Below are 23504 nucleotides of genomic sequence, written 5' to 3'. Positions count from 1 at the left end.
CCCGCCCCCGACCCACCCACCAACCGCACGCGCCCCCGCCCAACCGCCGGAGGCACCGGCACACGCCCCCGACCCACCCACCAACCGCAGGCGCCCCCGCCCAACCGCCGGAGGCACCGGCACACGCCCCCGACCCACCCACCAACCGCAGGCGAGCCCCTCCGACCACCGGAGGGCTCAGGCGTCGAACGTCGTCGCCCGGGTGACCTTCTCCCACGTGGTGATCTCCGCGCGGACCGCGTCCAGGTGGCCCACCACGGCGTCGACGGCGTCGTCGCCGAGCGGCAGGCGCAGCGGCGTCTGCTCGGCATCCAGGGCGGCGAGGATCGCGGCGGCGGCCTTCGCCGGGTCGCCCGGCTGGGTGCCGTCGCCGGCGGCGACCATGCGGCGGGTCGCGCCGACCGTCTCCGCGTACGCGTCGAGTTCCGCGCTGGCGCTGATGTTGCCGAACAGGCCGGTGCGGAAGGAGCCCGGCTCGACGATCAGTACCTTGATGCCGTACGGCCGGACCTCGTCCGCCAGCGCCTCCGACATACCCTCAAGGGCGAACTTCGTACCGCTGTATGCCGCGAACCCGGCGAACGACAACTGCCCGCCCATGCTGCTGAGCTGCACGATCGCGCCGGAACGGCGGTCGCGCATGTGCGGCAGTACGGCGCGGACCAGCGTGGCGGGCCCGAACACGTGCACGTCGAAGAGGTCACGCAGCTCGGTGTCCGTGGTCTCCTCGAAGGCCCCGACATGACTGCGCCCCGCGTTGTTGACCAGCACATCGATCCGCCCGTGGCGCTCCACCACGTCCCGCACGGCCGCCTCGATCCCCGCCGCGTCGGTGACGTCCAGGGCCAGCGCCTCGATCTGGTCGGGATGCTCCGCGACCAGATCGCCCAGCGTGGCCGGACGGCGCGCCGTGGCCACCACCACGTCCCCCGCCGCGACCGCCGCCTCGGTGATCGCCCGTCCGAAGCCGCTGTTCGCCCCGGTCACCAGCCACACCTTGTTCATCTCAAGCTCCTCGCTCGTCGACTCCCGGTGTCGTCAAGCCTGGCCGCGAATCCAGTCGCCCGTCCAAGATCTGTCGTGATAGCCGTTGGCTATGGATGTCCATGGCAGAGATCTGAGGTACTTCGTCGCGGTCGCCGAGGAGCTGCACTTCACGCGGGCCGCAGAGCGGTTGTATGTGTCGCAGCCCGCCCTGAGCAAGCAGGTCAGGGCGCTGGAGCGGCAGTTGGGGGCGCCGCTGTTCGAGCGTGACCGGCAGGGCGTGCGGCTCACGCCGGTGGGCACCGCTCTGCTGCCGCACGCCCGGCAGGTCCTCGCCGCCTGGGAGGTGGCCCTGGACGCGGCCGAGCGTGCGAAGACCGAGCAGGCCGCCGTGCTCCTCGTCGGTATGAGCACCAGCCCCGCGCGCGGCGGCCTGCTCCCGGCCATTCGCTCCAGGTTCACGGAAGCCCACCCCGAAGCCACCCTGCGGCTGCGGCAGATCGGCTGGGACGACCCGACCGCCGGACTCGCGGACGGCACCGTCGACGTGGCCTTCATCTGGCTGCCGGTCCCCGACCCCGACCGCTACACCTACGTCGTGGTCGCCGAGGAACCGCGCCTGGTCGCCCTCGCGGAGACACACCCCCTGGCGGCCCGCGAGTCCTTCGATTTCGCCGAACTGCTGGACGAACCGTTCCTCGCCCTGCCGAGGAGCGCGGGCGTCCTGCGCGACTACTGGCTCGCCCTCGACGAACGAGCCGGCCGTCCGCCTCGTATCGGAGCGGAGATCGCCGGCACGGACGAGACGTACGAAGCGCTGGTGGACGGCCGTGGCGTCTGCCTTGTCGCGGTCGGGAACGCGCCCCTGATCAGCCTGGACGGTGTCACCACCCGCCCCGTCCACGGTCTGTCGCCCAGCAGGCTGGCGCTCGCCGCCCGCGTCGACGACGATCGCCCCCTGGTGCTCGCCTGTCTGCGCGCGGCCCGGAAGGTGTCGAGCGTCGCCCGCTGAACGTCACCGGGCCGTCCACGAATCCACGAAGGTTCATGCCGCGTGCCGGCCACCGCCGCGTCGCGCACGCCGGCGCCGGGCCATCGGGATCGCCAGCGCGGCCAGGCAGCCCAGTGCCGCCGCGGCCGCCCACCAGGCGAGGGGGAAGGAACTCTCGCTGCTCGCGTTCTCGGTGGCGGCGGACTTCGGGGCGTCACCGGAGGGCTGGGCGGCGGCGCGGTCGGCCGCGGAAGGGCTCGCGGTGGAGGCGGTCAGCACCACGTCGTTGCCGTCGCCGCCGCGGTAGCCGATCCGGTACTTGGTCTTGCCCACCTTGACCTTCGCGCCTTCCTTCAGGCCCTTGAAGGTGCCGGTCGTCTTCGTCTTGCCGGTGTGGTTGACAAGCGTGATCTCTTCCGGGGACTTCGAGGACCCGGATGCCCTCGAGGCCTTCGGGTCGACTTCGAGTTCTCCGCCCAGCCGGACCTTGCCCCCGACCTTCAACGCCCGGTCCCGTACGGCCAGTTCACCGCCGGCGCGCTGCGTGTAGTCCCCGGTCACGGTCACGCCGCCGGTGACCTTCCCCGTACTGGTCACGGACCCGACGACCTTGCCCTTGCCGGACAGCGACGAGGTCAGGTTCAGCGCCTGCCCGCTCGCCCCGCGCACGTCGAGCCGAGCGCCCGCCGTCGTGAGCCGGATCGCCCTGCTGCGCGCCAGAGTTGTCCCGTCGAGCCTGAGCGTGCCCTTGGTGACGGTCGTCGTGCCCGTGTACGTCACCGCGCCGCCCGTCAGGGTCGCCGTGGCGGCACCGGACTGCGTGAGGGACCCGCGGCCGCTGATCTTGGACAGCGAGATCGGCTTGGCCGTGTTGCGGAGCACCAGGGAGCCGTCGTTGACCACCTTGTAGAGGTCGCCCTTGGTGTACAGCCCGCCGTCACCGCCCGGCTTTCCGCTGCCCAGCCGCAGCACGGCGCCCTTCTGGACGGTCGTCGAGCCGTTGTAGTACTGGACGGCGGCGAAGGTGACGTCGTTGCCCTTCGTGCCCTTGATGACGATGTCCCCGGCGCCGGGCGCGGACAGCGTGTCGTGGAACCTGCCGCCGCCGATGGGTGCGCCCAGCGTCACCGGCCCGTTGTAGTTGAAGGTGAGCAGCGAACGGGACCTGGCCGCCAGCAGGTTGATGTAGACGGTTTCGGCGGTGCCCGGCATGAAGATCTTGCTCGTGGTGCCGTTGCCCCACTCGACGTTGGCGCCCTTGATGTTGGTGCCGCGCTTGTTGACGTTCTTCGTCGCGGGCCGCCAGTTCAGCGCCGGGTCACTGAGCGAGGGGTTGGTGTCCCCGCCCTGGTTCGACCAGCTGTACTGGCCGGTCAGCACCACCTTGCTGCCCGGCCGCGACTGCACGTTGATGTCGCTGCCGTACTCCCGTTGGTAGAAGTCCATCGGCATGGTGGTCGTCTGGCCCAGGGGAGTGTCGACGGTCCAGGTGCCCTGGTTGAGGACCTTGCGGACGTTCGGCAGAGCGACCGGATACTCGGACTTCCCCGCGTTCAGCTGTGTCCCGTTGTCGATCGCTCCCGAGAAAGAGTGGGTGCCCGACAGGTCCCACATGCCCCACAGGAACCGCGGCTGCGTGATGAGCCCCGAGCCGCTGATCGTGCCGAGGTTGTAGGCGCTCTTCAGAGACAGGCGCAGGGTGCCGTCGACGCGGATGTTGTTCTGGTTGAGCCGGTATCCGGGCGTGTTGTACGGGAAGTGACCGAGCAGACCGGTGGTGCCGCCGTTCCCGTACTGAAGGGTGGCCCCGCGCTCGACCGTGATCGCTGGCGGGTCCGGGTTGTTGACCACCGTGTACGGGTGGTTGCCACCCGGTGTGCTGACCTTCTGCCGCTGCTGTGCCCTGGGCAGCGTGAAGTCGCTGTCCCTGGTCAGGATCAGGGTGCCGGAGCCGCGCACGGTGAGGGTGCCCTCGCCCCGGAACACTCCGTTGTACGTCGTCGTCCCGGTCGGCACGGTCACCACCGTGTCGCCGTCGAGTGTCACATCGCGGCCGTCGAGGACCGCCGCGGTGACGTCGTCGGCGCCGGAGGGCGCCGCTGCCGCCCCCGGTGCGAGGACCACGGTCGCCATCACGGCCAGTGCCGCGCCTGCCCCTGCCGCCCGTACGCGGATGTTGTCGTTCACGTCCGTGGAGACGGGCGTGCCGGGGAGCCGATAACAAAAACTTGCTCCGAAAGTGTTCGTCGTTTTCGACACTCCCGACCCGTTGACCTCCCTGTAACACACCCTTACCGTTTCCGCGTTCGGAATGACAGATGCCGTTCGAAATACCGGATCGCCAGCGGGTGGGGACGCACGCACGGGCCACCAGGTGCTGCGCTTCGAGATGAGGAGCCGACGACATGAGCCGCGACGACAACAGCCCCGAGGTCCCGAGCCGCAGACTCGTCCTGAAGGGGGCCCTGGCCGCGGGCGCCCTCACCTCCGTACCGTCAGTCGCGCAGGCCGCCACTGAAGACGACGCAGACGACGCAGACGTCGCGGACGCCGCCGGCCCGACCGCCTCGTACGTCAATCCACTCGTCCGCAACCGCGCCGACCCGCACATCCACCGCCACACCGACGGCTACTACTACTTCACGGCCACGGCCCCCGAGTACGACCGGATCATCCTGCGCCGCTCGCGCACCCTGCGCGGACTTTCGACGGCGGACGAGTCCGTCATCTGGAAGAAGCACACGAGCGGTGACATGGGCGCGCACATCTGGGCGCCGGAGATCCATCACATCGACGGCAAGTGGTACGTCTACTTCGCCGCCGCGCCCGCGAACGACATATGGGCCATCCGCATCTGGGTCCTGGAGAACGCGAGCCGCAATCCCTTCGAAGGGACCTGGACGGAGAAGGGCCAGCTGAAGACGGCCTGGGAGACCTTCTCCCTCGACGCGACCACCTTCACCCACCGGGGCACCCGCTATCTCGCCTGGGCCCAGCACGAGCCCGGTATGGACAACAACACCGCGGTCTGGCTCTCGAAGATGGCCAACCCGTGGACGCTGACGGGACCCCAGGTGCGGCTCACCACCCCGGAGCTCGACTGGGAGATCATCGGCTTCAAGGTCAACGAGGGCCCGTCGGTCATCGAACGCAACGGCCGCGTCTTCATGTCGTACTCGGCGAGCGCCACCGACTACCACTACTGCCTCGGCCTGCTGACCGCCGACGCCGACAGCGACCTCATGGACCCCGCGAACTGGTCCAAGTCGCCGACCCCCGTCTTCACCAGCAACGACACCACCAAGCAGTACGGACCCGGGCACAACAGCTTCACGGTCGCCGAGGACGGCCGTACCGACGTCCTCGTCTACCACGCACGCCAGTACAAGGAGATCGTCGGCGACCCCCTGAACGACCCCAACCGCCACACCCGCATCCAGAAGCTCGGCTGGAATCCGGACGGCACACCGGACTTCGGCATCCCGGTCGCCGACACCCCGGTCCGGCCGGACAAGAAGAGCCGGTACACGATGACCGCGTTCACTGGCAGCAGCAACACCGACCTGTACGTGTACGAGTCCGAGGACGCGTACACGTACAGCCTGCTGAAGGGACCGGCCTACACCCCGCCCGGTGGACTGCTCCGCGACCCGAGCATCATGAAGCACTCTGACGGCTCCTACTGGCTCGTGCACACCACGAACTTCACCGGGAACACCATCGGTTTCGCCCGGAGTGAGGACCGGGTGACGTGGCGTTTCGCCGGTACGCAGACCCTGTCCACGCCGGGGCTCGCGCGCACCTGGGCGCCGGAGTGGTTCGTCGACCGGGACGGCAGCGTGCACGTCGTCGTCTCGCTCGACACCGAGAACAACCAGGTCTTCCGGCCGCACCTGCTGACCGCCACCGACCGGAGACTGCTCAACTGGTCCGTCCCCAGGCCCCTGACCGGGCTCGACCAGGCCAATTACATCGACACGTTCGTCGTCCGGTTCCGCGGCCGGTACCACGCCTTCGCCAAGAACCAGATGACGAACTACGTGGAACACGCGGTCGCCGACCGGCTCGACGGGCCGTACGGGTTCACCGGCACGGACGACTGGGCCGACTGGGGACGCTGGCGCCAGGGCCAGGCACTCGTCCGTCTCGACAACGGCGGCTGGCGGATCTACTTCGACGGCTTCACCGACCGCAAGTACTACTTCAGCGACAGCCTCGACGGACTGCGCACCTGGACGCCGGTCCAGCAACTGCCGGGACTCTCGGGTGTCGTCCACAACGTCACCGTGCTCAGGGAGCACGTGTGAGCCGCGCTCAAGCCAAGCGTTCGACCGCCCCCAAGGAGGCAGCGCGATGAGACGTGCCTACGCGAGACGTGCCTATGCGAGACGTGCCTATGCGATCCTGCTCGCCCTGTGCTGTGCGTTCGCCGGAGCACTGGCGACCGCGGGACCGGCCCAGGCGGCACCCCAGACCATCACGAACGGAACGCAGTTCACCGACGTGGGCGGCAACCCCGTACACGCGCACGGCGGCGGGGTCATCAAGGTCGGCTCGTACTACTACTGGTTCGGCGAGAACCGGAACTCCGACAACACCTTCCGGTACGTGGACGCCTACCGCTCCACCGACCTGAAGAACTGGGAGTTCCGCAACCACGTCCTGACCGAGGCCACCGACCCGGAGCTGGCGACCGCCAACATCGAGCGGCCCAAGGTCATGTACAACGCCGCCACCGGCAAGTTCGTGATGTGGATGCACAAGGAGAACGGCGTCGACTACAGCGAGGCGCGCGCCGCCGTCGCCGTCTCCGACACCGTCGACGGCAACTACTCCTGGCGGGGCAGCTTCCGCCCGCTGGGCCAGCACATGTCCCGCGACATCACGGTGTTCGTCGACACGGACGGCACGGGCTACATGGTGTCCGCCGCCCGTGAGAACTACGACCTGCACATCTACCGGCTGACCAGCGACTACACCGGCATCGCCGCCTTGGTCGCCGACCCCTGGCACGGCGGCCACCGCGAGGCACCGGCCCTCTTCAAGCGGGGCGGCGTGTACTTCATGCTGACGTCGGGCGCCACCGGCTGGAACCCCAACCAGCAGCAGTACGCGACGGCCACCTCGCCCGCCGGTCCCTGGACGGCCATGAAGAACATCGGTGACTCGACGGCATACGGCTCACAGACCGCGTACGTCCTTCCCGTACAGGGGAGTTCGGGCACCTCGTACCTCTACATGGGCGACCGCTGGGGCAACTCCTTCGGCGGGACGGTCAACGACTCGCGGTACGTCTGGCTGCCGCTGACCTTCCCGACCTCCACCACGATGTCCATGTCCTGGTATTCGGAGGTCACCATCGACACGGCCGCCGGTACCGTCACCGGGCAGGGCGGCCCGTACCAGACGCTGACCGCCCGGCACAGCGGCAAGTGCGCGGACGTCACCAGTCAGTCGATCCTCGAAGGTGCCGTACTCAAGCAGTACACCTGCAACGGTGGCGGCAACCAGCGGTTCTGGGCCAAGGACCTCGGCAACGGATACGTCCAGCTGATGGCCCGTCACAGCTCCCTCTGCCTGCGGGAGAACGCCTCGGACGTGACACAGCAGAACTGCTCCACGGCCACCACCCAGCAGTGGTCGGTGACCACGTCCGGCGGCTATGTGACGGTGAAGTCCCGCGCCAGCGGCGAGTGCCTCGACGTGAGCGGCGCGTCGACCGCCGACTCCGCCGCGATCATCACGTACACCTGCAACGGAGCCACCAACCAGCAGTGGAGCCGGGCCAGTTGACGTCAATCCGCCCGGTGGAGGAGCAGCTCGGCCGACTCCTCCACCAGGCGGCGCAGCACCGGCAGGAAGTTCTCGTCGCCGCCCAGTTTGCCCAGGATGCGCAGGGCGTCCTCGCGAAACCTGTCCAGGTCCTCCTGGAACCGGTGCAGCACGGAAGGCGCGAGAAGTGCTGTCGCGAGTTCCGATCGTGCCTGTTCGCATTTCCTCGAGGCGGAGTGCAGGTCCAGGAGTTCCTCGCTGGAGTGGGGGGACGAGTGCATGCATGCCTGCTCGATGGCGCATGCGAGGAGAAACGTTACTGTGCCGTTCCGCAGATCCTCATTGCGGCCGGAAAGGATGTCTTCCTGATCGTTGAACATCTGCCACAGGACGCCGAAGACATAGCCGAACTCCCGCCACAGCTCTATTCGTTCACTCTCCGCGCCGGCCAAAATCGCACCCATCGCCGTGATCATGCCGAAGGGTGCGCCGGACTTGCCGCGGTAGGTCGTGACCACCGAGTTCCGCGTGGCGCCCCGGGCATCGCCGCGCAAGTCGCTCAACTGCCCTTCGGTGCCGGCGATCCAGCATTTCACCAGCTCGGCCGTCAGAGCGTTGTGCACGGACTCGGGAACCGGTTGTGACTGAATGATGTGAAGGGGAAGCGCGTTCCCGCTGATGACGGCGGCGAGCAGCGCCTCGTTCTCGCCGAGGGCGCGGGAAGTCCCGGCACCCTGCCCGTCCGCCAGGTCGTCGAGATAACACGCCGAAGTCCACCACAGCACATGTATCGCGGACAAAGGGACGGCGGGTTTGGGGTTGCCCGTCTCGACTCCGTGCACCAGGAGCGGCAGTACTTGCAGGGGGTACTTGAACTTCTGATGCCGCAGGAGTTCGGCCATCGCGTTCTTGACCGCGTCGTACGAGGGGCCGAGTCGCTCGATGCCGCCTTCCATCTCCGTCTCGATGTCGACGGAGAAAGTTTCATACAGGTCCAGGTAGGAGGTGGAATTCACCTTGTCTCCTTTGTGCCGGGATGTGCGTGTAACGATTTGATCATTCCGAATTGCGGAGTATCCAGAGCGATTTCCGGCCATGGCCGGTTTTCTCGTGGTGTGTGAGGGTCAAGATTCCGGCCGTACTCTAGAAAGCGCTTGCCATCGCGGGGTACGGTCCAAGCCGCCAGGTCCTGACGTCCTGAGGAGGAGCCGCCCATGAGGCGTGCGAGACGTACGAGCCGCACCAGACGTGTCCGCATCGCCGTGTCCGCCGCGGTCACCGTCGCCGCGGTCCTGTCCGCCACCCCCGCCCTGGCGGCCGCCCCGGCACAGACGGAGGGGCAGTGGCAGGCGCAGGGGCAGGCGCAGGGGCAGGGGCAGGCGCAGGGGCAGGGGTACGGCCGTGGGACGGGCCTCCAGAACTGCACTCAGACGGCCTGTCACTTCGACGTCGCGCCCGGCACATACGACGTAAGCGTCCTGCTCGGCGGCGACACCGCCGCGAGCACCGGCATCAGCGGCGAGACCCGCCGGACGATCCTCCCCGAGACAGCCACGGTGGCGGGGGAGCGGGCGGCCCGCAGCTTCACCGTGAACGTCCGCACCCCCGAGGGCGAGCCCACCGGCCCCGCCGGCACGGCCGGCCTCGACCTCGTCCTCGGCGGCTCGGCCCCCGCCCTCGCCGACATCCGCGTCACCCCGGCCCCGCACACCCGCCAGATCTTCCTCGTCGGCGACTCCACCGTGTGCGACCAGCCCGGCGACCCGTACTCCGGCTGGGGCCAGCAGCTGCCCCAGTACCTCCGCAAGGGCCTGTCGGTCGCCAACTACGCGGATTCCGGCGAGAGTACGGTCAGCTACCTCGCCAACCCGGCGCTCTTCGCGACCGTCCAGCCGCTGATCCGCAAGGGCGACCTGGTCCTCATCCAGCTCGCCCACAACGACAAGCAGACCGACGAGGCGACGTACCGCGCGAACCTGGAAACGCTCGTCGCCGGCGTACGCGACAAGGGCGGTCGGCCCGTGCTGGTCACGCCCATCGTCCGCCGCTGGTTCAACGCCGACGGCACCCTCAACAACGGCACGGCCCTGCTGGTGAACGGCCTCGGTGTCGACCACCCCGCGGTCACCCGCTCGGTCGCCGAGACGCACGACGTACCGCTCATCGACCTGACCGCCAAGACCAAGGCCCTGGTGGAGTCACTCGGCGTGGAGGGCTCCAAGGCGCTCTATCTCTACAACGAGAAGCGGGACAACACCCACACCTCCGTGCGGGGCGCGACCGCCTACGCGGACCTCGTCCGCGACGAGCTCATCGCCCAGCGCCTGGTCCCCAAGGGCCTGACGAGGTAACCCGAGCTCCTGGGGCGTTCCGACCGGAACCGGGGCGCCCCAGGTACCCACCCGTACGACCCGAGCAAGAAACAGCGTTGGAACCGAACGAGAAGAACCGCACGACCCGAGCGAGACAGGAAGCCCGACCCATGCCCGCTGGCGTTCCCGAGGACCGCGCCCTCAGTCCGTACACCGGCTACACCCGCGCACACTGGGAGGCAGCGGCCGACTCCCTGCTCGCGGCCGTGGAGCCCTTCGCGACCGAGGACCGCGCCCTCTACCACCTGCCCGGCGACCGAGAGAGCTGGTCGGGCCGGCTCTCGGACGGCCTGGAGGGATACGCCCGTACGCTCATGCTGGCGGCCTTCCGCCGCGACGAGAAGGCCCTGGAGCGGTACGCCGACGGGCTCGCGGCCGGCACCGCCGGTGTCTGGCCGCGTATCGAGGACCGCAGCCAGCCCCTCGTCGAGGCCGCCTCGATCGCGCTCGCCCTGCGCCTGACCCGCCCCCTGCTGTGGGACCGCCTCGACGACGCCGTACGGCAACGGGCCACGGCCTGGCTCGGCGACGCCCTCACCGCCGAAGCCTGGCCCTGCAACTGGGAGCTGTTCCCGGTCACGGTCGGGGGCTTCCTGGAGGAGATCGGGTACGAGGCCGAGGCGTCGCGGGCGGCGGTCGAGCGGGGGCTGGACCGCATCGAGCAGTGGTACGTCGGCGACGGCTGGTACACCGACGGCGACGGCCGCAAGTTCGACTACTACAACGGCTGGGCGATGCACCTGTATCCGGTGCTGCACGCCTGGCTCGCGGACGACCCGGGACTGCTCGACCTGTACGGCGGCCGCCTGGAGACGCATCTCGCCGACTACGCCCGTCTGTTCGGCGCCGACGGCGCGCCGATGCACCAGGGCCGCTCGCTCACCTACCGCTTCGCGACGACCGTGCCGCTGTGGCTGGGCGCCCTGACGGGCCGTACGCCACTGCCGCCGGGTGAGACGCGCCGCCTGGCCTCCGGAGCCCTGCGCTACTTCCTCGACCGGGGAGCCGTGAACGACCAGGGGCTCCTCACTCCCGGCTGGCACGGCCCCGACGCGTCCGTCCTGCAGGGCTACTCGGGCCCGGCCTCCCCGTACTGGGCGAGCAAGGGCTTCCTGGGCCTGCTCCTGCCCGCCGGCGACGAGGTGTGGACGGCGGCCGAGGAACCGGGCCCGGCGGAGCGGTCGGACGCGGTCACCTCCGTCCCCGCGCCCAACTGGCTGCTGCAGTCCACGTCGTCCGACGGCCTGGTCCGCCTCCACAACCACGGCAGCGAGGACGTCCGTTACGACCCGTACTACACACGGCTGGCGTACTCGACGGTGACGGCGCCCTCGGAGGCGTACGACAACTCGCAGGCGTACGACAACAGCGTGATGGTGGACGGGAATCCGAGCCGCACGGCCATCGAACCGCTGGGAACCGGTGACGGCTGGGTGGCCTCCCGGCACGAGGCGGGCGACGGCGCCCGGGTCACCAGCCTGGTGGTGGCCCGTGGCGCGGTGGAGGTGCGTGCCCATCTGGTGGCGGGCGCGGCCCCCGGGACATCGGTGCGGGTGACCGGATGGGCGGCGGGGGAGGGGCGGGTACGGGCCGAACTCCTCCCCGTCTTCGGCCTGTCGGGCACATCTGCCCCGGCGGGCGCGGCGGGCGCGGCGGGCGTGGCAGGCGTCACGGGGGCAGCGGGCGAGGGCACCCTCTTCGTCGCCCTCGCCCGGCTCACCGCCGAACCGGACCCCCTCCCGCTCCAGGCACTGGTGTCCGTGGAGGTGGAGGGGGCGTATGAGGTGTGCGTGCGCTGGATCGACGGCCCCGAGGCGCGCTTCCGGTTCAGCGCTCCAGACGGGCGATCCGCAGCGTCTTGGTGGTCGGTGAAGCCCCGGTGAGCGCCGTCGTGTAGGACGGCGTGACGGGCGCGTACGCCCAGGTGAGGGAGCCGTCCGCGAGGACCGCGATGTCACCCGCGATACGTGCCTTGACGACCTTGTCCGGCGTCTTGAACTTGCCGTTCCAGTCGATCAGGCGCAGGTGCGTGCCGGTGAAGGTGCCCGTGCACGTGCCGTTCGCGCACTTGGCGTTCTTCAGCGACTCCCACGAGACGAGGAGCCGGTCCTTGCCGTACGGGGCGACATGGACGTTCACATGCTCGGTGCCGGCGGTGCTCGTGAGGTAAACCGGCTTGCCCGCGGGCGTGTTGCGGTTCTTCAGGAAGGCGACGGCGACCTGGTGGGTCTTCGTCTTCGGCTTCACCGTCCAGCCGCGCCCGCTCGCGTCGTCCGGGTTCTTCGCGGCGGAGGCGGCGCCCCGGGAGGCGAAGGCGGTGGCGTAGCGGCCGCTGGAGGACTTCACGAGTTCGCCGGTGCGGCCCGCGAACGTGCCGCCGCAGTAACCCGCCCAGCACTGCTCGCGCTGCACGACCGGCGCGTTGTCGGGCGCGCCGATGCCGGTCGACACGAACAGGCCCGAACGCCAGTCGTCGAAACAGAGGGAGGTGAAGGCACCGGTGGACTCGGCGCGCAGCGCGATGCCCTCGTTGTGGCTGCAGCCCCAGCCCCAACCGCCGCTCTGCTTGGCGCCCTTGGAGCTGACGTACGCCATCTTGTCGCCGAAGTGGCCGTCGGCGAAACCGCCCGCGCCGTGGACGACGAAGTACGCGCCGTACTTCTTGCCGTTCCAGCCGAGCTGCCCGTCCAGCAGCGGCGCCGTGTCGTGCGAGGAGGTGCCCGTGAGCTTCGTACGGAACGCCTGCTTGCCGTTCTTGTAGCGGACGAGCGCGGCGGTCGTCTCCTTCCACTTGTTGCTGTCGGAGACGCGGGTCAGCAGCGCGAAGCCGTCGTTGTGCGCGACCAGACCGCCGACCTCCTTGGCGCCCTTGACGACCGTGTCGGCGCCGGAGCGCTTCCCGGCCTTCGTGAGCGGCGTGACGTGGATGCCGTCGGACGCGGGCCAGGCCACTCGGAGGGTCCCGTCGGGCGCCGCGGCCGTCGCCGTACGCGTCCACTCGCGGGTGTTGTTGTAACCGGCCGACAGGTAGGGGAACTTGGCGCCGAGGCTCACCGTGGTGTTCGTGACGGTGAGCCCGGTGGTTGCTGCCTTCGGCGCGGGTGTGGCCGTGGCGGTCGCGTACCACGCCCCGGCCAGCACGACTGCCGCGGCGAGCGAGCCCACGACGGGCTTGCGAGCGACTCTGCGGCGACGGTGCGTTGTTGTAGCTGTTGTGGGTGTTGCGGATGTCATGCCTCCGAGTCGCCGCCGACGGGCTGGAGGTTGCCGCGCGATCAAGAGTCCGCCCCGCAGGACGCTTCGGCCGGTACCGAAGCGTTCCGCTTCTAGCGTTGCGGCATGAGCGAATCCCCGCAGGAACCGGCGCAGGCCACCGAGGACAGTCCAGCCACTGAGGACAGTCCAGCCACTGAGGACGGCCCGGCCCTCGACGACAGCCCGGCCACCGACGACCGCGATCCCGCCGAGGCCGTCGTCGCCATGGTCGACCATGTCCTCGCCCTGGCGGCGACCTGGACCGCCTGGGACGGGAAGCCCGTCCACGTCGACGACCGGATCTACACCCCGCACAAGGCGATCCGCCGGGTCGCCGATCATCTCCTCGACCACCTCGCCGAGTTGGAGGCGAGGCTCGTGGGGGAGCGGCCGCAACCGGACTTCCACCTGACGGAATCCACGTACTACGCCGATGCCGTGGGCGACCTCTCATGACCGCCTTCGCCGACCTCCATCACCGGGACGTGCCCCTGCTCCTGCCCACCGCCTGGGACCACGCCTCGGCGGTGGCGCTCGCCGCCCGGGGCTTCGAGGCGATCGGCACGACCAGCCTGGGAGTCGCCGCGGCGGCCGGACTGCCCGATGGCGCGGCGGCGACGCGGGACGCGACCCTGGCGCTCGCTCTGACGCTGGGCAACGGTTCGTTCCTTCTGTCGGTCGACGTCGAGGGCGGTTTCAGCGACGACCTGGGCGAGGTCGCCGAGGTGGCCCGCGAACTCGCCGCCGTCGGAGTCGTCGGCATCAACCTGGAGGACGGCCTGGGCTCCGCGTCACTGCACGCCGCGAAGATCGTCGCCGTGAAGGCCGCCGTGCCGGGCCTCTTCGTGAACGCCCGCACCGACACGTACTGGCTGGGCGACGGTGACGAGCGGGAGACGTCCTGTCGCCTCGACGCGTACCAACAGGCGGGCGCCGACGGGGTGTTCGTCCCGGGACTGACCGACGAGAACCGCATCGCCGCCCTGGTGAAGAGCCTCGGCGTTCCGCTCAACATCCTCTACTCACCCGTCGGCCCCACGGTCACCCGGCTCGGCGACCTGGGAGTGCGCAGGGTCAGCCTCGGCTCGCTGCTGTACCGGCGGGCGCTGGGCGCGGCTCTGGAGACGGCCGCCGATATCCGGGCCGACCGGACGCCGAGGGGCGCCACCCCGGCGTACGAGGAGGTACAGGCGCTGAGCCCGGGATTGCCGCCGGAAACCTGGTACGATTGAAGCTTTCGCGGGTATAAGAACCTCTGGACTCCGACCGGCAAGGGACCGAGGAACCATGGATATGGACGTCCCCGGCGACAAGCGACTGGCCGCCGCCGTCGTGATGCACCAAGGGCGTGTGCTGCTGGTGCGTCGCAGCGAGACAGAGCGGTTCCTGCCCCGGGTCTGGGGCGTGCCCTGCGGGAAGCTGGAGCCGGGGGAGAGTCCCCAAGACGGGGTGCTGCGGGAGCTGAAGGAAGAGACCGGACTCCTCGGCGAGGTCGTCCGCAAGGTCGGCGAATCGTCGTTCGTGAGCGAGTACCGGGGCCACGAGGTCAAGAACTGGCAGGACAACTTCCTGGTCAAGCCCCTCTCCCTGCACATCACGCTGCCCGAGCCCGACCAGGCGTACGCCTGGCTGACGCCGGCCGAGCTGAGCAGCGTCGAGATCGACGCGTACAACCTGGACATCGTGCGGCAGGCACTCACGAACTCCTGAGCGGGATCTGGCCGCCGCGGTCCGTCAGCTCCGGAGCAGCTCAGCCAACGCGTCGAGCTCGCCCAGATACTCCGCCACCTCCAGCGGCACCTTCGGCACCGCACCCGGATGCGGTCCTGCCGCCGTGAACACATCGGTGTGCCGCCGCCGTCCGCTGCCGGTCTCCAGGAAGAGCGTCACCGTCGGCTCCGTCGTATCGCTCCACGCGCGGTGCAGGGTGTCGGCGGGGAGGGCGTACGTGCTGCCCGCCGCGTACTCCGCCACCTGCGTCAGGTGCAGCCGGGCCGGGCCCGTGGGCTCCAGAAGCCAGTCGGCGGCCTGGTGGGACAGGGACTCCTGGTAGCGGTCCGCCTCGATCCCGCCGTCGCGCAGGGGCGCGTACAACTCCATTGTCAGGCGCCCGCGTACGACATAAGAGGCAAGCGGGGACCGGTGGTTGTGAATGTCCTCCTTGCCCACGGCGCCACGCTCGGGGTGCCACAGGTGGGCACGCAGCATGTGGTGCGGTCCGCCGTCGATGAGCAGCAGCTTGTCGAAGCCGAGGACATGGCGGTACGAGAGCCGGGCGCACCCCTCCGGGTCGCCCTCACCGGAGGCGAGCTCGGCGGTCAGCTCCAACAGCCGGTCCGGGGAGCCCAGTTCGGCGACGACCGCTCGGGCCGCCAACACCCGCTCGTGCTCGGGCAGTTCGCCGTCCAGTGTCCCGGCCAGCAGACGCCGCGCCGCCTGGACCTGCCGACCACCCATGCACGCTCCCTCCACTCAGCCCTGCGGCTGGTGTCCCGCCTCAGCGATGCCGCTGACGCCCATCCGTCCGCCTCAGCCGGGCGGTTGGTACATCCATACGGCATGGGCCCGCAGCGCCGAAAGACCTTGATAGGTCATCCACACGGGGCGCCGCAGCTCGCCGGTGTCGTCGCGGACCCAGGTCCAGACGCCGTCCGTCTGCGCCGCCCACACGGCGGTGGCCGCGCCGTTCACCCGCTCCCGCCACTCCTCCTCCAGGCCGTCCTCGCGCGCTATGTCGCGGGCGCCGGGGGTGAGCAGAGAACGGGCGACCCAGGAGGCGGTGAAGTGCCGTACGTTCAGGACTTCGTGGCGTGACGGGTCGTCGGGGCGCGGTCGGCGCACCTCCTCGCGGAGGTTGGACAGATCGAGGCAGGAGTGGTGCGGGGCGTCCGGGCAGGCGAGGAGCCAGCGGATGCCGTCCTCGCGGGCCGCGCGCGCGTTGCCGCTCTCGCCCAGGACACGGGCCGCCCGGTCCAGCGCGACCACGGCCAGGGCGGTGTGCAGCGGGGACGGCTGGCCGTGGACGGGTGCCAGCCGGTAGCCCCAGCAGCGGCGGTGCTGACGGCGCGGGTCGGTGATCGCTCCGTCGACGAGTGAGTCCCTCAAGAGCGGCAGCACGTCCGCATGGGGCGCGGCGCGCAGCAGCCCGCGCAGCACGGTCGTCACGACATGCGTCAGCTCCCGCCCCGTACGGTCGAGTTCGAGGGTGAAGCCGGACGTGCAGTGCGACACCTCCGCGGCCAGCCGCGCCGGGTCCGCCCCGGCCCGGGCCAGCGCGCCGAGGACCAGCGCGGTCACCTCCGGGCGGGCCACGGTCCCCTGGGAGCGCGCCGACCAGCCGCCGTCCGGCAGGCGCAGCCGCCACAGGGTCTCGACCAGGTCGCCCGTGCTCAGCCGCCCGTCGGGCATGCCGAGGTCGAGCGTGCTGTGCAGCCCGTACGCCGTGCCGACGGGCGTCGGCCTGCTCTGCGCGCTCTCGCCCAGGGAGTGCGGCCAGCCCGTGAGCCGCCCGGCGTCCGGGTCGTCGACCACGGAGACGTGCTCGGCGAGGGCGGCGTACGTCGCCGAGAACAGCTCGGGGAACGGGCCGGGCCCCGACAGCGGCGGGGCGGCGGCGATCACCCGGCCCGTACCCACCGGGGTGTTCTCCCCGGACCGGGACCGCAGCAGCGCCGCCGCCAGCCAGGCGGCGAGGGCCGTGCCGAGGCCGCTCACCGCGGCGATCGCGTACCGCGCGGACTGCCCGTCGATGCTGTCCGGCAGCACTCCGACCAGTGACTGGAACACCGCGTAACCGGCGGCCGCGCAGCCGAAGCCGCCCAGCCACCGTACGAACCGCGCGGGCCGAGGGCCGCTGGGCGGGGGTGGCTCGGAATCCGCATCCGTTCTCAACGGACCGCGTCCCAGCTGCTGTTGAGACAAGGCGCGCTCCCTCCCCCAGGGCGGCACACGTGGGTGTTGGCGAAGCTTCCAGTCTAAGTGGTCCGCGGGACACCTGGGGTGGCGACCGGAAGCAGCCTCTCCGTGCGGCTTTGCGCAGGTTTTCCGTAGGGCTCCGCACGTCTCCGCGTGTTCCCCGAAGTCGCTGCGCCGCCGAACTCGGTCCGTCAGGCAGCCTTCGTCTCCTCCCGGGGCCAGTGCTCCAGGAGTACGTGCAGGGCGTCGAGGGCCCGTTCCCAGGACGTCTGTACGTCGCGGGGGGCGCCGAAGCCGCCACTGGCCTCCAGGCCGCAGTAGCCGTGGAAGGTGCTGCGCAACAGGCGTACGGCGTCCGTGAGATCGGGTTCCGACAGCGCGTAGCCGCGCAGCATTCCGTACGTCACCTCGGCGGTCCGCCGGAACACGCTCGACTCGGCGACGACGGCCGGGTCGACCCGGATCTGCGTGGCCGCGTACCGCCCGGGCCGCTCCAGCGCGTACTCCCGGTAGGCGTTGGCGAACGCGACCAGCGCGTCCTTTCCGGCCCGGCCGGCCACGGCGACCCCGATCCGGTCGATCATCTCGCCGCCCGCCAGCAGCGCGACCCGGGTTCGCAGGTCCTGCACGTTCTTGACGTGCGAGTACAGACTCGCGTCCTTCACCCCGAACTGCCGCGCCAGCGCGGAGACCGTGACGTTCTCGAACCCGACCTCGTCGGCGAGATCGGCGGCGGCCTCGACCACGCGGGCGGCTGTGAGCCCTGCTCGGGCCATGGGGTGTCTCCTCCGGCAAGCTGCAACCTAACAGTCCTAGGTTTCCGCCTAATATACAGACCGGCCGTGGTCACGGGCGGGCTGCCAGCCGCCACAACGACGTGACCTCCGCGGCGCGGGCCGTGTGGAGGGGATCGGCGGTGTCTCCGGCCCGTGCGTGCCGCGGCCGGGCGTCGATCCGGTCCACCACGCGCAGCCCTGCCGTCTCGACGGCGGTCAGTAACTGGCGGCGCGTTCTGAGCCCGAGGTGCTCGGCCAGGTCGGACAGGATGAGCCACCCCTCACCTCCCGGTTCGAGATGGGCGGCGAGCCCGTCGAGGAAGCCGTGGAGCATGGCGCCGTCCGCGTCGTAGACGCCGTACTCAAGGACGGAGGCCGGCCGGGCCGGGATCCAGGGCGGGTTGCAGACGACCAGGTCGGCACGGCCGTCGGGATAGAGGGCCGGGCCGAACACCTCGACCCGCGCGGCGAGTTCGAGCCGCTGGACGTTTTCGCGGGCACAGTCCAGAGCACGCGTGCTGATGTCGGTGGCCACGATGTGATCGAAGCCCCGCCGGGCCAGAACGGCGGCGAGCACTCCGGTCCCCGTGCCCAGGTCGAACGCGGTAAAGGGACGGGCGTGGCGGCGCTTCGGTGCGGGCAGGGGTGCTTGGGCGACCAGGTCGACGTACTCGTCTCTGGTGGGGGCGAACACGCCGTAGTGCGGATGGACGCGAGAGCCGAGGGCCGGTACCTCAACGCCCTTGAGGCGCCACTGATGTGCTCCGATCACCCCCAGCAGCTCTCTGAGGGAGACGGCCGTCGCTTGGCCTTGGCGCGGCGGACCGTACGCCTCGGTGCACGCCCGGCGCACTTCGGGCGCTCTGCGCAGGCGCAGGGAGTAATCGTCCTCCAGCACGACGAGGAGCCTGCCCAGCACGCGGGCGCGGTGGTGGCGGGCCCGGCGGTGCAGATGGAAGGCCTCGGCGGGTCCGCCACCCGACCGAGGCGTCCTCCGGTCGATGCGGCGTCCCATCGCTGTCAGCAGTTGACGCGCGTTGTGGAAGTCGCCCCGCCACAACAGCGCCGTGCCCTCGCGGGCCAGGCGGTGGGCGGCGTCGGCTCTCATCCGGTCGTCCGCGACGACGACTCGGCCGGGCGGCGGTGTCGCGCTCTCGGAATGCCAGCGGGCGGATCGTACGGTGCGGGACTCGGTATCGGTCTCGGTCCAGTGGATCGTGGACACGACGTACTCCTCGTGATCGAACGTGCGGGGGCACGAAGAGCACTTCGACGAGGAGTGGGAGAAGCCGTGAAACCGCGCGTGCCATGGCACGCGCGGGAGTAACTGGGCAGGCCGGGCTACTGCTCCCGCGTCGAAGCGCGAGAGGAGAAGTCGCCGAGAACCATGCCGAGTGTCATGACCAGCCCTGTTCGTGAGATGAACCAGAAGGCTCGCACAGCTCTGTCCTGGTGAGCAAACCGTTTCTGGCACACATGCGGGGTGACCTCCGCCCGGACGTTCCGGGACCGGCGGCGGCCGGCCCCGGAACGTACGAGAAACCGCCTGGGCGGAGGCCCGGACCTGAGCCGCGGTCAGTACATGGGACCGCGGTCAGCCGATCGGTGCGTACAGCACGCCCAGCTTGTCGATCTCGGCGCCCGCTCGGCCCGTGAAGCCGACTATCTGCCAGCCGGACGGGGCCGTGTACGTCACGGTGTCCGAGGTGGCCGAACCGGCCGTCAGGGTACGGGACTTGTCGGTGCTGAAGGACGCCGAGAAGATCCGCGTCCGGCCGTCCTTCTGGCCACGTGTGAGCTTGACCGACGTGAGGTGTTCGCCGGAGGCGAGGGTGAGGGACTTGGCCGTGCCGCCCGTACCGCCGTGCGTCAGGGGCGTACCGGCGTCGTGCGTCAGGGACACCGCGTCCAGGCGGGAGTCGCCGCGCAGCGTGAGCGTGCGGGGCGCGAGCGTGGACGGGAGGTCGTCCGCGTCGTTGAAGGCCGTGCCGTGCGGGCCGCCGAAGAAGTCGCTTGCGCGGAGCTTCGTGGGCAGGGACCAGGAGAAGTCGACCGTGTGCGGGAAGTGGTCGGAGAGGTTGCCGCCCTTCGAGTCCAGGAATTTCGCCCACTCGTTGTTGTAGCGGGTCGCGGTGAGGTTCACCAGGTTGCTGCCGCGGTAGAGGACCTTGTCCACCACCTCGCAGTCGTTCGTCGGGGCCTTCTCGGGGCAGACGAGCGCGTCGCTGCCCTGGGCCGGCGCGTTGCCGCCGCGGACCAGCTTGACCCACGGGTCGGTCAGGCCGTTCTCGTCGACCAGCGTGCGGATGTTGTCGCCCGTGCGCGTGTAGCGGGTGTTGGTGTCGCCCATGACGATCACCGCGTTGCCGGCCGAGTTCGCCTGGATGAAGTCCGAGAGCTGCTCGATGTTGGCGCGGCGGGCCGCGAGGGCGTCATCCGTCGTGTCCGCGTTCGTGTGCACGTTGTAGAGGTCCACGAAGACGCCCTCGGCGAGCCGGACCCGGGCCAGCGAGAAGCCCTTCGGGGTGAGGCAGTTGGTGCCGGTGCAGTTCTTCCACTTCACCCGCTCGAAGTCGTCGAACGCGTGGTCCGAGAGGGTGTTGAGGCCGTCGCCGAAGGGGACCCCGCCGCTGGTCGCGGTGCGGTACGGGTGGTTGTCGCCTGCGTACAGCGCCGCGTGGTAGTTGAAGTCCTCCTGCACATTGACGATGTCGTACGGCGCGAGACGCGGGGAGATCAGCGGGGTGTTGGTCTCCGGATTGCCGGAGCTCAGCCCCTCCGGGAGGCCCGCGACGTTGTACGTCAGGACGTTGAAGGTGCCCGAGGAAGGGGCGGCGGCTGCCGTGGGTGCCGCAGCCGTGGCGGTGGCGGTGGTCGTGGCGGCGGTGGCGAGTCCGGCCGCGGCCAGCGCGCCTGCCACGAGGGTGCCGACGAGTTTTCTCATGGTGGGGGCGTCTCCAGTCGGAGGAAACGGGGGGAAGGTGAACGGTGCTCAGGTTCGAGGTCAACCAGTGTGGCGTACAAGAGCAGTTGGGGAAACAGTGAGAGCAGGGACGAGGTGCCGCGTCCGGGTCGCCCGGTGATCACCCTGTTGTTGAGCGATGTTCATGTTTCGCGCGGAGTCTCCTCACGCGGCAGCAGCCGCGCCGCGGGACTGAGGAGGCCGACATGGGACACGGACACGGACACGGGCAGGCGTACGGGCACGGTCATGGGCACGCGCATGGGCATGCGCATCCCCACCACCATTCCGACCACGAGGCCACCGATCTCCCCGCCGCCTTCGACACCTCCGTGCCCGACGAGGCCCTGACTCCTGACCAGCACTCACGCCGCTCCATGCTGCGGCGGGCCGGTCTGCTCGGTGCCGGCCTGGCGGCCGGCAGCGTTCTCGCACAAGGGGCCACGATCCCCGCGTACGCCTCCGAAGGCCGCCGGAGGAACGGCGGCTTCCTGTGGCTGGCCGGTGACCACCACATCCACACGCAGTACAGCAACGACGGCAAGTACCGCGTCTCCGACCAGGTCCGCCAGGGCGCCCGGCACGGCCTCGACTGGATGGTCATCACCGACCACGGCAACGAGACGCACGCCAAGATCGGTGTGGAGAAGGTCAATCCGGACATCAGGGAGGCCCGGGAAGCGTACGAGGACACGCTCGTCTTCCAGGGTCTGGAGTGGAACATCCCGGCCGCCGAGCACGGCACGGTCTTCGTCCACCCCGGCAAGAACGAGGTCGCCGTCCTCAAGGAGTTCGAGACGTCGTACGACGGCGGCGTGAAGAAGGCCACGGACTCGACGCCCGCCAACGAGGCCCTCGCCATCGCGGGTCTCAACTTCCTTGCGGAGCAGGTCCAGCGGCGCAAGGTCAAGGACATCCTGATGCTCGCCAACCACCCCGCGCGCAAGGGCATCGACTCGCCGCACGAGATCCGTGCCTGGCGCGACGCCACGGGCCCGGGCCGCCGGATCGCGGTCGGCATGGAGGGCGCGCCCGGCCACCAGGCCGCCGGCATCGAGAAGTCCGTCGGCATGGGCCGCGCCCGTGGTCTGTACGACGGCAGCCCCGGCGCCAACTCCTTCGCCGGTTACCCTCTGGAGAGCTACCGCACCTGGGGCGGCTTCGACTGGATGACCGCCACCGTCGGCGGCCTGTGGGACAGCCTGCTGGCCGAGGGGAAGCCCTGGTGGATCACCGCCAACTCCGACTCCCACAACGTCTACACGGACACCGCGAAGCGCGGCGGCCCGGAGAGCGACTACCTGGCCAACGGCAAGCACACGGACCCCGTTTACGGCGGCAAGATCGACCTCACCGAGGGTGACTACTGGCCCGGCCAGTACAGCCGCACCCATGTCGGCGCCGACGGCTTCACCTACGCCGCCGTCATGGACGGCATCCGCGCCGGCCGCGTCTGGGTCGACCACGGTCAGCTCATCAGCGGCCTCGACGTGCGTGTCTCGGGCGGCAGCCGGTGGGCGACACTCGGTGGCGCGCTGCACGTCAAGAAGGGCGCGAAGGTGACCCTGACGGTCGAGGTCGCCCTCGCGGGCGCCCCCAACTGGGCGGGCTTCGTACCGCAGTTGGCCCGAGTCGACGTCATCCGGGGCGACGTCACAGGCACGGTCTCGGACAAGGACACCTTCACCGCGCCCACGGCGAAGGTGGTGAAGTCGTACGAGGTCGGCAAGTCCACCGGCCGGGTCCGCCTCACGTACTCCCTCGGTCCGGTCGACCGTCCGCTGTACGTCCGCCTGCGCGGCACGGACGGCAACCGCTCCGCGACGGGCCTCATGGGCGCGGCGGTCGACCCGTCCGGCCCGGCCATCGACGTCGTCGGCGACGCGGACCCGTGGAGCGACCTGTGGTTCTACTCGAACCCGGTGTGGGTCCTGCCCTCGTGACCACCGTCGGGAACACCTTCTGGGTCGACACCGAGACGACGACCCTCCACGAGGCGGACCACCTTCTCCAGACCCTGGCAGCCGAACTCGCCCTACCGGAGGACACGTTCGGCTGCACCCACCTGGTCCACGGGGAGCGGCCGCGGGTCGTGCTGTCGTTCACGGGGGCGCCGGCACAGGCACCGCGGCACCTCACGGCGAAGGGCTACCGGCCGACGCCCGGTACCCCCGACGAGGCGGGCCGGGCCGTCCTCTACCCCGGGGTCTCGCGCCTGACCGGCACCCTGACGATCGCCGAGCTGCTCTCGGCCTCCGCGATCGACCACGTCACGGTCCTGGGCTCGCCCGGCGAACCCCCACCGGGCCAACGGGTCCTGACGAGAGATCACGTCCGCCCGCAATGGCACACCGGAAAACTGATCCTGACCACCACGCCCGCCGCGGGAGGCGTCCTGGCCCCCTTCGAGGTCCCGGACCCGACGCCGTGCTGTGCGGATCACTGACCAGGACAGCAGGAAAACAGGGGTGCGGCCG

19 protein-coding genes and 1 pseudogene are annotated in these 23504 nt (G+C 70.2%); 11 read left to right on the top strand and 9 right to left on the bottom strand.

The features are described from left to right. Nucleotides 1-177: 177 nt before the first annotated feature. Complete coding sequence (locus FE633_RS08630) at nucleotides 178-1005, bottom strand: oxidoreductase (protein ID WP_138044493.1); 828 nt, start codon at nucleotides 1003-1005, stop codon at nucleotides 178-180. Nucleotides 1006-1096: 91 nt separating this feature from the next. Between FE633_RS08630 and FE633_RS08625 the strand changes: the two genes are divergently transcribed. Beyond that, nucleotides 1097-1996, top strand: coding sequence for a LysR family transcriptional regulator (locus FE633_RS08625; RefSeq protein ID WP_138044492.1), 900 nt, complete (start codon nucleotides 1097-1099; stop codon nucleotides 1994-1996). A 33-nt stretch (nucleotides 1997-2029) separates the two neighbouring features. Here the strand turns inward: FE633_RS08625 and FE633_RS08620 are convergent, their stop codons facing one another. Continuing rightward, nucleotides 2030-4108, bottom strand: coding sequence for an autotransporter (locus FE633_RS08620; RefSeq protein ID WP_138044518.1), 2079 nt, complete (start codon nucleotides 4106-4108; stop codon nucleotides 2030-2032). A gap of 272 nt (nucleotides 4109-4380) precedes the next feature. Here FE633_RS08620 and FE633_RS48170 point away from each other — a divergent pair. From FE633_RS48170 to FE633_RS08610, 3 genes and pseudogenes are all read left to right on the top strand, one after another. After that, nucleotides 4381-5475: pseudogene (locus FE633_RS48170) on the top strand (glycoside hydrolase family 43 protein); the annotation flags it as partial. Nucleotides 5476-5505: 30 nt separating this feature from the next. Next, nucleotides 5506-6282 carry a family 43 glycosylhydrolase gene (locus FE633_RS48165; protein ID WP_281291147.1) on the top strand — a complete coding sequence of 259 codons (777 nt, stop codon included), beginning with the start codon at nucleotides 5506-5508 and terminating at the stop codon, nucleotides 6280-6282. A 46-nt stretch (nucleotides 6283-6328) separates the two neighbouring features. Continuing rightward, nucleotides 6329-7768, top strand: a complete 1440-nt coding sequence (locus tag FE633_RS08610) for an RICIN domain-containing protein (protein ID WP_138044490.1) — start codon at nucleotides 6329-6331, stop codon at nucleotides 7766-7768. Between the two features lie 2 nt (nucleotides 7769-7770). Here the strand turns inward: FE633_RS08610 and FE633_RS08605 are convergent, their stop codons facing one another. Then, a complete protein-coding gene (locus tag FE633_RS08605) occupies nucleotides 7771-8763 on the bottom strand; it encodes a polyprenyl synthetase family protein (protein WP_246113504.1) in 993 nt (330 codons plus the stop codon). Nucleotides 8764-8961: 198 nt separating this feature from the next. Here FE633_RS08605 and FE633_RS08600 point away from each other — a divergent pair, with 198 nt between their 5' ends. Then, nucleotides 8962-10098, top strand: a complete 1137-nt coding sequence (locus FE633_RS08600) for a rhamnogalacturonan acetylesterase (protein ID WP_138044488.1) — start codon at nucleotides 8962-8964, stop codon at nucleotides 10096-10098. A 131-nt stretch (nucleotides 10099-10229) separates the two neighbouring features. Then, nucleotides 10230-12002, top strand: a complete 1773-nt coding sequence (locus FE633_RS08595) for a DUF2264 domain-containing protein (protein WP_138044487.1) — start codon at nucleotides 10230-10232, stop codon at nucleotides 12000-12002. On the opposite strand, the gene FE633_RS08590 is transcribed toward FE633_RS08595, so the two are convergent. Beyond that, entirely contained in the window at nucleotides 11947-13353 is a 1407-nt protein-coding gene (locus FE633_RS08590) for a hypothetical protein (RefSeq protein WP_138044486.1), read from the bottom strand. The genes FE633_RS08595 and FE633_RS08590 overlap by 56 nt on opposite strands. A gap of 105 nt (nucleotides 13354-13458) precedes the next feature. On the opposite strand from FE633_RS08590, the gene FE633_RS48160 reads away from it, so the two are divergent. The 3 genes from FE633_RS48160 to FE633_RS08570 are packed head-to-tail and all read left to right on the top strand — an operon-like array spanning nucleotide 13459 to nucleotide 15084. Further along, nucleotides 13459-13830 carry a hypothetical protein gene (locus FE633_RS48160; RefSeq protein WP_246113502.1) on the top strand — a complete coding sequence of 124 codons (372 nt, stop codon included), beginning with the start codon at nucleotides 13459-13461 and terminating at the stop codon, nucleotides 13828-13830. Beyond that, nucleotides 13827-14606, top strand: coding sequence for an isocitrate lyase/PEP mutase family protein (locus FE633_RS08575; RefSeq protein ID WP_138044485.1), 780 nt, complete (start codon nucleotides 13827-13829; stop codon nucleotides 14604-14606). Before FE633_RS48160 ends, FE633_RS08575 begins: the two co-directional genes overlap by 4 nt. Before the next feature lie 55 nt (nucleotides 14607-14661). Then, nucleotides 14662-15084, top strand: a complete 423-nt coding sequence (locus tag FE633_RS08570) for an NUDIX hydrolase (protein ID WP_138044484.1) — start codon at nucleotides 14662-14664, stop codon at nucleotides 15082-15084. 24 nt (nucleotides 15085-15108) lie between these two features. On the opposite strand, the gene FE633_RS08565 is transcribed toward FE633_RS08570, so the two are convergent. The 5 genes from FE633_RS08565 to FE633_RS08545 form a co-directional block, all read right to left on the bottom strand. Then, nucleotides 15109-15831, bottom strand: coding sequence for a hypothetical protein (locus FE633_RS08565; RefSeq protein WP_138044483.1), 723 nt, complete (start codon nucleotides 15829-15831; stop codon nucleotides 15109-15111). 72 nt (nucleotides 15832-15903) lie between these two features. Continuing rightward, nucleotides 15904-17295 carry a hypothetical protein gene (locus FE633_RS08560; RefSeq protein WP_138044482.1) on the bottom strand — a complete coding sequence of 464 codons (1392 nt, stop codon included), beginning with the start codon at nucleotides 17293-17295 and terminating at the stop codon, nucleotides 15904-15906. Between the two features lie 185 nt (nucleotides 17296-17480). Next, the gene (locus tag FE633_RS08555) at nucleotides 17481-18065 is read right to left on the bottom strand and encodes a TetR/AcrR family transcriptional regulator (protein WP_138044481.1); all 585 of its coding nucleotides are present in this window, start codon (nucleotides 18063-18065) and stop codon (nucleotides 17481-17483) included. Between the two features lie 70 nt (nucleotides 18066-18135). After that, nucleotides 18136-19290 (bottom strand): methyltransferase, encoded by a 1155-nt coding sequence (locus FE633_RS08550; RefSeq protein WP_138044480.1) that lies wholly within the window; start codon nucleotides 19288-19290, stop codon nucleotides 18136-18138. A 369-nt stretch (nucleotides 19291-19659) separates the two neighbouring features. Beyond that, nucleotides 19660-21009 (bottom strand): jacalin-like lectin, encoded by a 1350-nt coding sequence (locus FE633_RS08545; RefSeq protein WP_138044479.1) that lies wholly within the window; start codon nucleotides 21007-21009, stop codon nucleotides 19660-19662. Nucleotides 21010-21233: 224 nt separating this feature from the next. On the opposite strand from FE633_RS08545, the gene FE633_RS08540 reads away from it, so the two are divergent. After that, the gene (locus tag FE633_RS08540; RefSeq protein WP_138044478.1) at nucleotides 21234-22970 is read left to right on the top strand and encodes a PHP domain-containing protein; all 1737 of its coding nucleotides are present in this window, start codon (nucleotides 21234-21236) and stop codon (nucleotides 22968-22970) included. Next, nucleotides 22967-23473: a hypothetical protein gene (locus FE633_RS08535; RefSeq protein WP_138044477.1), complete on the top strand. Its 507-nt coding sequence runs from the start codon at nucleotides 22967-22969 to the stop codon at nucleotides 23471-23473. Before FE633_RS08540 ends, FE633_RS08535 begins: the two co-directional genes overlap by 4 nt. The last annotated feature ends 31 nt before the right edge of the window (nucleotides 23474-23504 follow it).

Origin of the sequence: Streptomyces montanus, from assembly GCF_005786655.1 — a bacterium.
Taxonomy (GTDB): Bacteria; Actinomycetota; Actinomycetes; order Streptomycetales; family Streptomycetaceae; genus Streptomyces; species Streptomyces sporangiiformans.
Note: the sequence above shows the minus strand (reverse complement) of the source record. Positions and strands in the feature narration are given on the sequence as shown.